This window comes from Phaeodactylibacter luteus (assembly GCF_007993045.1).
Taxonomy (GTDB): Bacteria; Bacteroidota; Bacteroidia; order Chitinophagales; family Saprospiraceae; genus Phaeodactylibacter; species Phaeodactylibacter luteus.
Map to the genome: position 1 here is coordinate 52,453 of NZ_VOOR01000023.1, position 14,086 is coordinate 66,538.

The following is a 14,086-nucleotide window of genomic DNA, read 5'->3' on the forward strand; positions in this document are numbered from 1 at the left end:
TGTGCTGCAAATATACACTCCACCACGGTTTTCCGGTTAGAACAGCCTGCAATGTCTATGCTTACGGGAAAGGTTGCTGCACAGCCGCTGTATTTACCCCCCTACCGGGAACCAGCGGTTGTTGCGGTAAACGTAGCCCGGGCCCTGCCGGTACACTTCTACGGCATCTGGCCGCACGAGCAGCTCATCCACCCAGAGCGTATCCCTCAGGATGCGCGGGTGCTGTACCCACAGCCTTACTTTCGTATCCGAACGCTGGGGGATGAATACCTTTTCAAACAAAGCCCAGCCATTGGTATCTACTACAGAGAGGCTCCGGTGCAAGGGGAGCACTTCTGCTTTCACCACCGCTCCAGTCTCCGGCTCGTACTCTTCAAAGTGGGCCTCGGCTTGGGCGAGGCGGTCCTGATCGATGTATACCCAGGCCGAGAAATTGTACCAGCCTGTGCCAAACTGCTTGGGGATGGGCTGATCGAAAAGCACATTCCGCTGTCCGGACAGCCCTTGGAACGCCCCACCTCCCCGGTAGTAGCGCGCTGAACGCAAAGTATCGAAAGACTCAAGGCTGATGCCAGCCGTAGCGTCCGTTGCCAAGCATCCATCCACGGGGAATAAGCCGGTGCTGTCGTTGGCAATGCGGTAGCGGATTTCCCTGGCGCGGGCCGCAATGCGGTCTTCAAAGGCCTGTAGCGGCTGACGGTACAGCCGGTAGGAGTCCGACTCATAGATCAGCTGCGCCCCTTCCAGCAAGTGGGCATACCGGGCCTTCTGCTGACTGAAATGGTGGTTGTCCACCAACATGAGCAATGGCTTGCCGTTGGGGAAATCGGCCAGGATGCGCGGCAGGCGGTAAGGCTCGTGCACCAGCTCCAGCTGCCGGATGGCCTGCCCACGTGAAGTGCGGGTCAGGGCTGCCCCTGTAGTCGGCAGCCCGGTCTGTATGCCGATGATCAGGGTGCGCGGCATGGGCAGCCCTTCTGTTTCGTACCAGAAATTGTCGCTCCCGAGGTTGAAGTAAGGCACCGGGAGCACCGCCTGAAACTCTCCCCAATCTATACCCGGCAGATCGGTATACTTCCGCCCTTCCTCCAGCTCAGCTATGCTGTCGAGACGCAGATCGGGCCCGTTGGCAGAGTACCAGGCTTCTGCCCCTAGCAGCAGCAATGCAGCAATGCCTGCCCCAAGCCTTAGGTTGTCCTGCTGTTTCGCTACCCAATGCCAGAGCTCAGCGAGCACGACTATATTCGCGACATAATAAAACGGCCAGTTGAACCGGCCCACAGACCGGAACTGCTGATACGGGCCGGTATAATCCAGGTACCCCTCCAGCCCCGGCAGCGTAAAGGGCAGCCCAAAAGAAAGCAACAGCAGTATGCTGCTAGCCCCCAGCGCTTTGGCCAGGAAAGGCTGCAGCTTGCCCCCTGCCCGGACAAAAGGCTGCCGGAACCGGCTGCCAGCCCAGCGGCCCAACATCGCCAACAGCCCCACGATGGCCACCAGCCCTAAGTATGCCTGCCCTTCGTACGACTGCTGTATCTTTATCCAGTGCTGATCGATGTATTGATACCAGGGGATATAAGGCGAAGTCACCAGGTTTTCCCATATCGCATGGAAGTGGAAAAAGCCCCAGGGGCGGGCTGCCCGGTCTGTAATGCTGCTGTTGTGGTACATCCAGAAATAAAAGAACACCAGCGGCAAGCCTACCTGTACCCCGTAGTGCAGCGCATATTTCAATAACCGCTTAATGCCGGGCTTGCGCAGGAAGCCTATCCCAAAATACAAGCCCAGGGTCATGGCCATGATGGCAAAGTAATAAAAGTGGATCAGGGAGAAAGCCGCCACAGCCAATGCCATAAGGAAGCTGAACTTTAGGCTGTGCGCCTCTTCCAAGCGGGCCAGTAGGTACAGCATGACCGGGATGACCTCGAGATGGGCCAGCCCGTAATGGGATATGAACCGGTGCAGCTGAGGGGACAAAAAGGCCACGCCCAGCCCCGCAGCCATGGCCCACCAGGGGTGGCAGCCGAGGCGCCGCAGCAACAGCATCAGAAATAAAGAGGCCAGCCCGATCCCCAGCAGCAGGCTAAAATGTATAATAGCCCGGGTGTAGCCCGTAATGTCCACCACATAATCGCTCACCAGCTTGATCAGCCCCGATACCAAGGGCTGGGTGACCGCAGCTGAAGCGTGGTCGCCATAAGGGTAGTTCATCCCTTGAAAGTAAGTAAGGGAAGAATCGTAGCGGGCGTGGTACTCTATGTTGGTGTAGGCTTTCAGCCCGTCTGCATAGGGCTCAATGACCTTGCTGTTGGGCGATTGGAAAAAATCAGGAAAGCGGAGGCCCAAAGCCGCCAGCAGCAGCAGGAGCCAGGCAAGGTTAGTCCAGCGGTGGGAGGAGTGCGGTGTCGACATAGGGTTGGTTCGGATGCCTTTACGGCAAAAGTACATTTTTCCGGCCAAGCAGCGGTGCTGTACGTACAATTCGGCCGGCTGCGGGCAGGAGGAATGCAGGCCTATCCCGGCTGGTTTTGTATATTCGGCTTGATATGACAGGGGCACTGCCAATTTTACCTGCTGCCCTGCCCCGGCGCACCAAGCATCTTTCATCAAACGAAAAACCAGGCAGGCCAGGGCTTGCCGCCACACCAACGGAACTATGAAACCTCTTTGCCCACTTTGCCTTTTGCTGATCGCCTGCCTGATGGCCAGCTGCTCCGAGCCGCCCATGCCGAAGGTGCTGGTTTTTTCCAAAACTGCGGGGTTCCGGCATGCCTCTATCCCGGCGGGCATTGCCGCCATACAGCAATTGGGCATGGAGCACCATTTTAGTGTGGACACCACGGAAGATGCTGCTGCTTTCCGGGAAGAGAACCTGAAACAATATGCTGCCGTCATTTTCCTGAACACGACCGGCGATGTGCTCGGCCATTATCAGCAGGCAGACTTTGAGCGTTACATTCAAGCCGGGGGCGGGTACGTGGGCATACACGCTGCAGCCGATACCGAATACCAATGGCCTTGGTACGGCAAGCTTGCCGGCGGCTATTTCGATGGGCACCCAGACTCGCCCAATGTGAGGGCGGCGGAGCTGGAAGTTGTCTACCCCAGCCACCCGGCCACTTCCATGCTGCCCGAACGGTGGGCGCGCGAGGACGAATGGTACAACTACAAAGCCCTCAACCCCGATGTGCAGGTGCTCCTCAACCTGGACGAGTCCACCTACGAAGGGGGGACAAACGGCAGCCACCACCCGATTGCCCTCTTCCACGAATACGATGGGGGGCGGGCATTTTATACCGGAGGGGGGCATACAGAAGCGGCTTATGCCGAGCCCCTCTTCCTGCAGCACCTGGCAGGCGGCATACAATATGCGATAGGGGAAAACCGGCTGGACTACAGCCTGGCCCGGACCGCGCGCGTGCCCGAGCAGAACCGTTTCCAGAAGACTGTCTTGGCCAGCAACCTGTTTGAGCCCATGGAAATCGACCTGCTGCCCGACGGGCGCATACTGCTGATTGAACGGCGGGGGGGCATCAAGATGTACGACCCTGAGCGCGGCGCCCTCGATTCTATTGGCCATCTCCCGGTACACACCGAACACGAAGATGGGCTGATGGGGCTGGCTGTCGACCCCGCCTACGAGGACAATCATTGGATTTACCTGTGCTATTCGCCGGTTGGGGAGGAAGCGGTGCAGCAGGTCTCCCGCTTTGTTTTTGCCCAAGATTCCGTACACTGGCTGAGCGAGCAGGTCATCTTGAAAATACCCGTACAGCGGGAAGAGTGCTGCCATTCTGCAGGCTCGCTGGAGTTTGGCCCAGACGGCAACCTCTTCATCAGCGTAGGCGACAACACCAACCCTTTCGAATCAGAGGGGTACGCCCCTATTGATGAGCGGCCGGGGAGAGCGCCCTTTGATGCACAGCGGACTGCGGCCAACACCAATGACCTTAGGGGCAAGATCTTGCGGATCACGCCTCAGCCCGATGGGTCCTATACCATTCCGGAAGGCAACCTTTTCCCGGAAGGCACGCCCGGCACCCGGCCGGAGATTTACGTCATGGGCTGCAGGAACCCTTTCCGCTTTAGCATAGACGCGCGCACCGGCTACCTCTATTGGGGCGATGTAGGCCCAGATGCAGGCGTCGGGCGCGAGCAGCGCGGCCCCAAGGGCATAGACGAGATCAATCAGGCCAGGGAAGCCGGCTTCTTTGGCTGGCCTTACCTCAGGGGCAACCTGCAGGCATACCATGATTTCGACTTTGCCAGCAATCTGGCAGGCCCACAGTTCAGTGCACAGCAGCCTGTGAACGAATCGCCCAACAATACCGGGCTGCGGGAACTGCCGCCCGTACAGCCGTCCATGATCTGGTACTCCTACGACAAGTCGAAGGAATTCCCCTGGGTAGGCGTTGGCGGCAAAAACCCTATGGCGGGGCCGGTATACTATGCAGAACAGTACGAAAATGAAGACAAGTACCCGGATTACTTCAATGGCAAGCTGTTCGTCTACGAGTGGATGCGCGACTGGATTTTTGTGCTCACCCTTGACGAAGACGGGCGCTTCGTGCAGGCAGACCCCTTCCTTTCGGAGCAGGGCGACTTCGCCAACCCTATGGATATGCTCTTCGGGCCCGATGGGCAGCTGTATGTGTTGGAATACGGGGAGCAATGGTTTACCCAAAATGCAGACGCCCGATTGTCGCGCATCGCTTACATCAAAGGCAACCGCAAGCCAGCTGCCCGGATAGAAGCGGCCGCCCTGCAAGGGGCTGTGCCGCTGAAGGCCAGTTTTTCCGCTGCTGCTTCCTACGATCCGGACCGGGACCCCCTGCAGTTCGATTGGCAAGTTGACGGGCAGGCATTTTCGGGCGAAAGCCTGAGCTATACCTTTGAACAGCCTGGCACCTATACGGTACAGCTGAAGGCGACCGACCCCGACGGCAATACCTCGGAGGCCAGCGTGGCCGTCATGGCCGGCAACGAGCCCCCGCAGGTCAATTGGTCCATTGCAGGCAACCGGTCATTCTATTGGGATGGCAGGACGGTAGCCTATGAGGTAGCCGCCAAGGATAAAGAAGACGGGCAGGTGCCGGCAGCGCAGCTGAAGGTGAGCGTTGACTACCTTGCCGAAGGGTACGACCTGGCTGCTATAGCCCAAGGGCATCAGCAGGCTTCCAGCCTGCAGCCTGCCGGGCTGGCCCTCATCGAGGGTTCGGACTGCAAGGCCTGCCATGCCAAGGATAAAAAAATCAACGGCCCGAGCTACCTGCAGGTGGCCGAAAAGTATGCCGGCGACCCCAAAGCGCCGGCTGTCCTTGCCCGCCGCATACGAGAAGGGAGCTCCGGCGTGTGGGGCGAGACCGCTATGTCGGCCCACCCTCAGCTCACGGAGGCGGAAGCCAGCCGCATGGTGGCCTATATCCTATCCTTGGCGGCGGCCCACAGCAACAGCCTGCCGGCTAAAGGGCAATACACCACCGATCAGCACCTTGGGAAAGCAGAGAAAGGTCGTTATGTATTCATGGCCTCTTACACCGATCGGCCCCGGAACGGGCAGCCGGCCATCACGCGGCAGGAAAAAGTACAGCTGCGCTACCACCGTATGCCCGCAGCCGCCTTTGATGAGGGCACTCCTACCCTGATGCGGCAGGAAGGGAGCGTGGGGGAGATTTATGACGGCGACCACATGGCCTTCCGGTCGGTTGACCTGGCCCAGGTCAACGGTATTTCTTTGGAAGCCTCCACAGAGCAAGGGCGTTTTGCCGGGGGAGAGGCAGAGGTCCGCACCGGCTCCCCCTCAGGGCCGCTGCTAGGCCGCATGCCCCTGCCTGAATCGGGCAAAGCCACCCTCCCCATAGCCCCTGCTCCTGGCCTGCAGGATGTGTACCTGGTGTTCAGGGCAGCAGAGGGGTCTAGCTGGCAGATTGCCAGGCTGGATGCGGTGACTTTTGAAGTCCGTTAGCAGCCCCTGCCCCATCAGCAAGGAGAGGGGGCAGTGTGCAAGAGCAAAAAACGGCCCATCAGCAGAATGCCAATATCCATTTTTTTATTAAATTGCATTGTTGATTAGCTGGCGTGACCGGGCAGCAACCCGAATGCCCGGTGCTTTGGGGCACTAGCCTGGCAGCGGCCTAGCGCTGCGAAGGGGGGGCCGAAGGCCAGACCCGACGCCTGTAGGGCGAGGGGCCGAGCGGACAGCGAGCCCCGCAGCATAGCGGCACCTGCCCTCAGGCAGGGGCAGGCCCCCTCACATGGTACAGGGGCACCGTGCTAGCTGCAGTACCTAATGACATCAAAACCCTACTACAATGCCATCCAAAGGCCATGAATACAGTACTAAAACACGGTTGCTGAGAGTCCTCAGGGCCATACAGGAGCAGCCTTATCGTTATACCAAACGGGAATTGGCTGAACTGTACGGAGTTGACCCGGATACCATTAAGCATGATTTTGAGGCGATGCGTAACGCAGGCTTCCAAGTGAAACCTGACGACAAGCACCGCTACGGCTTCGCTGCGGACAAACCGTTTGAAGACTTGAAAGCGCTCCTGCAATTAGAAGCGTCAGAGCAGTTGCTGTTGCTCCGTGCCCTACGCCAAGTAGATGCTGCGTCTGATAAGATTATCGCTTTGCAGCAACGCCTGGCGGCCATATTTGGCAATCAGCAGGATTACCCAGGGGCAGCAGATACCCTTGGGGCGGTGAGCACCCCTGGGCCTGAGCACTGGAGAAGGCCATATCTGACCAAATTTCAACTGCTGCAGCAGGCTCGGCAGCAAAAAGTACAAGTGGTACTGCTGGGGTACCGCTCTTCTAACAGCAATGAAGTAAAAGACCGGCTGGTGGAGCCCTTCCACGCAAAGGTAGAGGATGATACGGTACAGGCTTATGATGTGGACAAGCAGATGCTGCGGCATTTCCGTATTTCCCGCATCCTTAGGATCCGCATGACGGATACGCCCTGGGCGTACGAAACGGAACACAACAAGCTGGCCACAGACCCTTTCCGTATTGTGGACAACGAACAGGAACTGGTCCACCTGCGCCTAAAAGTAGGCGCTTACAATGAACTGGTGGAGCGTTACCCCTTGACCAAAGCCTACATTCAGGAGGATGCGCAGCAGGAGAATGTATATGATTTCCAGTGCCGGGTGAACCATAAATTCTATGGGCTGACGAATTTCATACTGGGCTTCCACCATCAGGTGATCGAGGTGATCGCACCGGAGGGGCTGAAGCGGCATTTGGAACGGGAGCGGGGGCGGATGCAGTTTTAGGGGGGAAGCTGTCACAATTTTGATGGTTTTGAGGTCGACCTATTTCAGGAGATGACCAAACGAGCAAAAATGAAAGCAGGGGCAGCAGTCTGGCTTGGGGCTTGTTGAGATTTTAGGGGCACAAACCAGATCGCCGTTTTTTGCCTGCCCAGCCTGCTTCGCGTGATGGGCTTGCCCCCTGCCGCAAGGATGGGGCCTGCACCTGCCTGCAGGCAGGTGCCGCTATGCTACGGGGCTCGCTCTTCGCTCGGCCCCTCGCCCTACAGGCGTCGGGTCTGGCCTTCGGCCCCCCCTTCGCAGCGCTAGGCCAATGCCAAGCTATAGCCCGAAGGGCATATACTCTTGCGGCATTTTGGTTCACGCCCGATTTTAGCAGGCCCAATTGTCTCTCCAGTTTGAAACAATGTCGTACATTCACCGTACAACAATATCACAATAGCGTTCCTGACGCTACATCTGTACATACCGATAGCACATTTCTGAGAAAAAAAAATTTAGCTGGGGTGATAGCTGCCCTAGGGGTGGCTGTAGCTTTGCCACTGTGAGTGATAAAAAAATTGATGGTTTATGCGTATATATTTGAGACTAACACCGAACACAGAAACCGTCCCTTTCGATTATCAAAGGGCATTGGTAGGCGCTTTCCACAAATGGCTCGGAGAGAACGAGCTGCACGATGAGATTTCATTGTATTCCCTTTCCTGGCTGTACGGAGGGAAGATGCGCCGGGATAAAAAAGGCTACGACTTTCAGCACGGCGCGGAGTTTTTTATCAGCTCCCCCCTCGAAAGCCTGCACAAAAGTGCAGTATCCGGCCTATTCAAAGACGAGAAGATACAATGGGGCATGCGGGTGGAAGAAGTAAGGATGCGTACTACGCCCGACTTTGGAGAGCGGCAGCGGTTCTTCGCCCAAAGCCCGATCTTCATCAAAAAACACCGGGAAGCGGATAACGGGCAGCAGTTTATTTTCCCCGGCGATGAAGAGGCGGGTGCCCTGATGACCGCTACCCTTCAGAAGAAGCTCGCCCGCGCGGGCTTGGGCAGCCACGCTACCGTAGCCTTTGACCCGGAGTACCAAAACCCGAAGACCAAGAAGATCACCTTCAACAAGATTGACCTGATCGGCACTTTCTGCCCGGTCATTGTGGAGGGCGACCCGGAAGCGGTGCGCTTTGCCTGGGATGTGGGGGTCGGGCATTCTACGGGGATTGGGTTTGGGGCGTTGAGGTAGTATTTTAAACAAAAGAAGAAGGCAAATGGCACTTGAAACCATAGAGTATCTTTTCTCACAAACGGAATTCAGTAAGCAGTTTCGTTTGTCAGTAGAATTATTATCACCAATATCAATGGTGAGCCAATTACCGGGAAGTTATTATCGGTCAGACCGATTACCGGGGAAGTTACAGCTAGCTGGACTCTTTGAAAATGTGATGGGCTTGCATTTTCCACCTCAGCTACGCAAACAACTCTTCAAAACTCTGGTCAAAGCTTGGAAGAAGCAACACAAAGTTGAACTGTCACCAGAGTCATCTGGTTCAGGCTATCAGCCGTTAGTCGTTCATCTGTTTGAGATGAATCACTTACATGTAATTCCAAGCTTAGAGAGTTTTGATGACACTTGGAAAAAAGCTATGCGGCGTGATGATGCAAAAACCCATCCGAATGGTACTCCTAATTTAGATTACCGCCTGATACCAGAAAAACGCAGGCTTGCTATAAAGTCTGGAGGTCCTGGAGCAAAAATAGAAGACGATGACTTGACTACGCTATTCAAGAATAACCTTGATTGTTTTCCGCTTTACTATACAACGGTTTCTTCTAGAGAATATCTAATACCTACAAATGCCAGAGGGTCTTCTCTGGAGCGATCATATCAGCTACAGTTGAGTTGCACATCTCCGTTTTTGGAAGTCTTGCAAAAAGCATTAGAAAAAGTATCCACGGCTTATTTAGGACACAGTGAAAGTTGGGTAGAACTTAAAATTGATACAGAATGAATCAACAACACCCTTTAGTAAAATATGGTATTGCCGTAGCACTAGCGAATCACCAAGATAAAATCAATGAGCAAGGGCTACCCACCATGGAATCCTTATTTTTTGAGCTAAAAAAAGGAATAACCTACTTTCGGCTAGGGTTAGCTGATGACTTAGCGAAAAAAGAAGTAAGCTTTAAATACTATGATCAGAAGAAAGCAGATGCTAAGAATTATGTCTATTTAGCTCCTAATGTCATCACCTCCGATGAAAAAGCAGGCAATACTTACGGAGCAATTCAAAAAGTATTGAAAGGATTGGAAGACGACCCACTAAAAACAACCAATATAACTATGGCTATAGCTCCGATGGCCGGTGACTATTTAGTTTTTAGCTCAAAAGCACGAAAGGGAGCTGGAAAAATGACCTTTCTAGATGCCGCTGCATCCCTAATCACAAGCACTACACTAGATAAACCGTCTTTGGCTTACAAAAAACGTGAACGGGGTACCACTAAACGATTTAATATAGGAATTATTCCCGACTTAGATATTGCTGATTTAGTCACTTTTGTCCGCATAATAAAAGACATAAAGTTATCGGCAGCAAAGGATTATTACCGCTCCAAGGTTCGTGTAGAAACTAACAGTAAAGGAGAGGAAAAGAACCGTTACCCCATTCGACCGGCGATTTATGATGGAAACTTCCCTTACGCACCTCGAAGTAGTGCATTCAGTAAAGCTGGATTATTAGCAAGTATTGCTGAGTTAGTCAAAAATGCAGAATATCGAAAACGTAGTCCCTACTGGTCTAAAATAGAGCGTTTGTTAGACAGGCTGCCACAGACTACTTTTTATCTTTTTGGCTATGGTCACGCAGAGACTTTTCGATATGACCACTATGTGGTTGAGCTAGCTTTAGACAAACATATTAACCTTTATCAGGTAGTCGAAGGAATTTATCGCTCAAAGCTATTCCTTCATCCTGATCGTTACAAAGAAGACCCAAAAGAAAGCGAAAATATCAAGAAGGCATATGAAAAGTTCGATCTCTTTGCGAGTCGTTTTTTACAACTTTTTAACCAAGCTGCGTTCACTGATTTTTTTGCCTTTCGGGCAGAATACTCTCCTGATATTTCACCATTAATAAATACCTTTTTTATGAAGAAACATCACCTTGATCCTGAACTGGTCGCTTCGGCTAAAGCCTTGGGAGCGTGGATTAATCAACAAGCTTATCGACTGGCTAATGCAGACAACGAAGCCACCGGGACGATATACGAAAAAAAAGCTAAAGTATTGGCTACGGTGGAAAGTTCAATTATGAGTTCACCCTCTGCGGCGGATTTTGCCATTCGAGCGATTCGGGACATTAGCCAACACAGTAAGAGTGATGCGCCGCCGGAAAGCAGTGCTTTCTTAGAAGCGGTATTAGCTGGACAGGTAGATAAGCAAACAGCTAAGCACATGCTCTTGGCATTCAGCCGAATTGGAACTTGGTCGAAGAAAGAACTTGAGCAAGATTCAATACCATCAACTGAATCTCCAGACAATAATGAAGATTAATTTCTAAACAAATAAATATAACTGTATTATGGAAATCAAAAACATTCTTGTTTCGTTACTCGCGCCTTTTGAAAACCACATCGCTAATGGTGGCGAGAAAATACTAGGCAATGCCTCATCCATAAAGCGAACTCCGGATGGTCGCGTATATATCAGTGGACAAATGCAACGCCACGCGCTTTTTACTGCGATGGAAAGGCTGAACGAAGCAGACCCCGACAAAGGAGAAACTTATGTTTCTAACGGCGACGGGGTTACGAACTACGTAGAAAAAGACTTACGGGCCGACATGGGGGGCTTTATGCATCCTAGTAAGAATGACTATAGTGGCCGAAGGACAGCTCCAATATCAGCTACTATGGCTATCTCAATCAGTAGCAATCCCGCAGATGAACTAAGTTTAGAGGAAAGTAAAATTGCTCGGGACCTATTGATTCGTTTAAAACAAGATGACAGTTCTACAGAGGGGGCTAAAAAGCAAGCATTAGCCACCAAGGAGTTTAGTGCTTACGATCTGATGCACATGAATTTCTCTTTAGACATAGGGGCATTGAGTATTTCTAAAGGCTTTGAATACGGCGGAAAATCTATGCATTTAGGTTCTACCTATTTTCTACACGCTGATGCTGCGGAACGTAAACGCCGTGCCCGCTTATTCTTGGAGGCTGCTATGAGCCTTAACGACTATGCTAATCAAGCTCGCAATATGGTCAGCGGCGAACCACAGCAAGTACTGATCGTCTTTGACAACAAAGTTAGCCGGAAGGCAGCACGTTTCTTTCAGGCGAACGAAAAGGAACGAGAAAACATATTGGCTGAACTGAGAGAACGCAAGGCTCGCGTATTCTATGGTAATGATAAAGAGGGGGATACTTCTGTTTTTGCCGCAAAAAAGCAAGCAATCACTTTCTTAATGGAAAATGCCTTGTTTAATCCTGCTGGAGAAACTTCAAACGTCGTACCCTATGCCACTTTCGCCGGAGAAGAGTAAACTCAGACTCGCCAAGCCCGATGGGCTTTCTTATGAGGAACATGTAAGGGATGTACGAGAAAAGTTGAAAGAAATAGGCGACTCATTTCCAATCGCGATATATAAGTATGCGAATTGGTTTGGTGATGATAATCTATTGTCAATCACAGATCAAGCGGTCATCTACCATGACGAAGGCAAGCTGAACCCATGTTGGCAGCTACCTTGCCAGAAAGACTATCAAGCTTATGTGAAGTGGGCTAGCAAACAGAATCGAGAAGTTACGCACACCGATTTTGAGCGAGAATGTAGAGACGAGGCAGGGAAAAACCTACGGCTAGCAAAATTCCGCCATGAGATTGGTTCACTCGTGATACATGGGCGAAAGTTACCATTGCGAGTTAAAGCGGCGATTGCTGCTCATCATGGGAAATTATCGAAAAAGGATGAGGCACGCTGGCTAGAAGTGAAAGATGGGTTTTACTATCTTGAAAAACTATATGAAAGAAGCTATTCGGTTGATGACAACTTTAAGGCTACCCTAATTGAATTCCTAAAGTTTTCTGGCCCACGCGCTTGGCTACAAATAGCAGACCGAAGGGCTAGTGCCATGGAAGGAGGTAACCCACATCCAGAGATTATCCCTTTCCGGTATCACTTTCCGATTACTTGGACTCGTCGCCCCGTCCAGCAATTAGCAGAAGACAATTACCGGGAAGACCTCTTAGTTTTTCGAGCGCCTACGGGTGCTGGCAAAACATCGGCAGCTTTGCTTTGGGCTAAAAAACAAATAGAAACTCGTAGAGCAGAACGTCTAGTGATAGCAATGCCAACGCGATTTACCAGTACGGCAATGGCACTGAGTACGGAGGACGATATTTCGGAAGTAGGCTTATATCATTCTTCGGCTAAATTCGTTGAACGTAAGCACCGGAAAGTCACCAACCAAACTTTTGATGCACACAGCTTATACGCTCGTTGGCTGATGACACCAGTAACCATTTGTACAGTTGACCATTTGCTAATGAGCCTAACCTTGACTCGGGAAGATCATCACATCACTAGTTTTAATCTGGCTAATAGTTGCTTGGTCATTGATGAGGCGGATGCCTACGACGATTTTGTTCGACAAAACATGGCGGTCTTATTACAAGCTTGTAAGCATTGGAAAGTACCAGTACTATTCATGAGCGCATCCATCGCCGATTGTGAGAGGGATTTCTTCCGAGAAATCGGCTATGGCACCGTAAAAATACTGGAAGATGATAGCGAGTACGAGCAAGAGCAGTGTAGGCTGTCTGGAATTGAAGATTTTGAACAGCCTGAAGATATTGAACATCTCTTGGCGGAATGTATAGCGAAAGAAGCTGCTATCATTTATGTCAATACGGTAGATCGGGCAGTGCAACTGTTTCGGAATTTGAAAGATCAAGTAACTGACGTGCCCATCTTCTTATATCACAGTAGATTCTTAGAAAAAGATAAGCGTCAAAAAGAGGAAGCTATTCTACAAGCATTAGGAAAAGCGGCTTGGGAAGAAGGGAAAGCTAGAGGGATTGTCATTATGACCCAAATTGGAGAAATGAGCATCAATATTAGCGCTGAGATTATGCTCAGTGAACTCTGCCCAATTGACCGTTTAGTTCAACGAGTCGGACGCTTATGCCGGTTCACTGAGAATAAGAAGCCTGGATCCTTATTTATCTTGAGACCTATCAAGAATGGATACTTATATCCACCACCCTACGGTTCTTATGAACAAAAAAAGAAAAGCTGGATACCCCTACAGGCATTTACCCAAACGCTTCAAAAATTGGAGACAGGAAAGGTATACCGCAAGGGGAGTTGGATCAAATTGATTAATGAAATATATCCAGTTTACAACAAGGATATTGGGAAAGCTCGAATAAACAGTGAAAGCCTGAAAGAGTTATTCCGGAATAATTGGCTAGTAAGGTTTTCTGCATCCAGTAAAGCAGCTGAAGAGGAAGGCAGTAGTGGATGGAGAGCTAGAGATATTGACCCTCAACGTACGGTATTGATACTAGACTGCTACGAAAAAGATGGATACTTTACTTCTTGGGGGGCCTATTATCACTTTCAAAGCACTAATGGCATAAGTATTCCCTTGTACTTAGCCGAAAGAGGTTTGAAAAATAAGGCAATTGTACAGCTCGATCTGTACATAAATGGCGATAAGCAAGATGAAAGCGTGTTCGTAGTAAATGGTGGTTCTTACAATTTTGATGTTGGCCTTATTTTAGATGAAGATTCGTCTTTTATCTAATATTTG

At 51.5% G+C, this 14,086-nt stretch carries 8 protein-coding genes; 7 read left to right on the forward strand and 1 reads right to left on the reverse strand.

From position 1 onward, the window contains the following. Nucleotides 1-93 precede the first annotated feature (93 nt). Nucleotides 94-2,412, reverse strand: coding sequence for a hypothetical protein (locus tag FRY97_RS12185; RefSeq protein ID WP_147167814.1), 2,319 nt, complete (start codon nucleotides 2,410-2,412; stop codon nucleotides 94-96). 244 nt (nucleotides 2,413-2,656) lie between these two features. Here FRY97_RS12185 and FRY97_RS12190 point away from each other — a divergent pair, with 244 nt between their 5' ends. The 7 genes from FRY97_RS12190 (at nucleotide 2,657) to cas3 (ending at nucleotide 14,080) form a co-directional block, all read left to right on the forward strand. Next, nucleotides 2,657-5,965 carry a ThuA domain-containing protein gene (locus FRY97_RS12190; RefSeq protein ID WP_147167815.1) on the forward strand — a complete coding sequence of 1,103 codons (3,309 nt, stop codon included), beginning with the start codon at nucleotides 2,657-2,659 and terminating at the stop codon, nucleotides 5,963-5,965. A 346-nt stretch (nucleotides 5,966-6,311) separates the two neighbouring features. Beyond that, a complete protein-coding gene (locus FRY97_RS12195; RefSeq protein ID WP_147167816.1) occupies nucleotides 6,312-7,280 on the forward strand; it encodes a helix-turn-helix transcriptional regulator in 969 nt (322 codons plus the stop codon). Between the two features lie 567 nt (nucleotides 7,281-7,847). Continuing rightward, nucleotides 7,848-8,513, forward strand: a complete 666-nt coding sequence (cas6, locus tag FRY97_RS12200) for a CRISPR-associated endoribonuclease Cas6 (protein WP_147167817.1) — start codon at nucleotides 7,848-7,850, stop codon at nucleotides 8,511-8,513. Nucleotides 8,514-8,538: 25 nt separating this feature from the next. Beyond that, nucleotides 8,539-9,279, forward strand: coding sequence for a type I-PGING CRISPR-associated protein Cas5p (gene cas5p, locus FRY97_RS12205; protein ID WP_147167818.1), 741 nt, complete (start codon nucleotides 8,539-8,541; stop codon nucleotides 9,277-9,279). Continuing rightward, a complete protein-coding gene (locus FRY97_RS12210) occupies nucleotides 9,276-10,823 on the forward strand; it encodes a hypothetical protein (RefSeq protein WP_147167819.1) in 1,548 nt (515 codons plus the stop codon). Before cas5p ends, FRY97_RS12210 begins: the two co-directional genes overlap by 4 nt. A gap of 28 nt (nucleotides 10,824-10,851) precedes the next feature. Further along, complete coding sequence (cas7p, locus tag FRY97_RS12215; protein WP_147167820.1) at nucleotides 10,852-11,814, forward strand: type I-PGING CRISPR-associated protein Cas7/Csp1; 963 nt, start codon at nucleotides 10,852-10,854, stop codon at nucleotides 11,812-11,814. Then, a complete protein-coding gene (gene cas3, locus FRY97_RS12220; RefSeq protein WP_170254617.1) occupies nucleotides 11,789-14,080 on the forward strand; it encodes a CRISPR-associated helicase Cas3' in 2,292 nt (763 codons plus the stop codon). Before cas7p ends, cas3 begins: the two co-directional genes overlap by 26 nt. Nucleotides 14,081-14,086: the final 6 nt, after the last annotated feature.

Coding starts and splice junctions, on each gene's coding strand:
- FRY97_RS12185 (WP_147167814.1), bottom strand. CDS start 2,412: ATGTCGACACCGCACTCCTCCCACCGCTGGACTAACCTTGCCTGGCTC.
- FRY97_RS12190 (WP_147167815.1), top strand. CDS start 2,657: ATGAAACCTCTTTGCCCACTTTGCCTTTTGCTGATCGCCTGCCTGATG.
- FRY97_RS12195 (WP_147167816.1), top strand. CDS start 6,312: ATGCCATCCAAAGGCCATGAATACAGTACTAAAACACGGTTGCTGAGA.
- cas6 (WP_147167817.1), top strand. CDS start 7,848: ATGCGTATATATTTGAGACTAACACCGAACACAGAAACCGTCCCTTTC.
- cas5p (WP_147167818.1), top strand. CDS start 8,539: ATGGCACTTGAAACCATAGAGTATCTTTTCTCACAAACGGAATTCAGT.
- FRY97_RS12210 (WP_147167819.1), top strand. CDS start 9,276: ATGAATCAACAACACCCTTTAGTAAAATATGGTATTGCCGTAGCACTA.
- cas7p (WP_147167820.1), top strand. CDS start 10,852: ATGGAAATCAAAAACATTCTTGTTTCGTTACTCGCGCCTTTTGAAAAC.
- cas3 (WP_170254617.1), top strand. CDS start 11,789: ATGCCACTTTCGCCGGAGAAGAGTAAACTCAGACTCGCCAAGCCCGAT.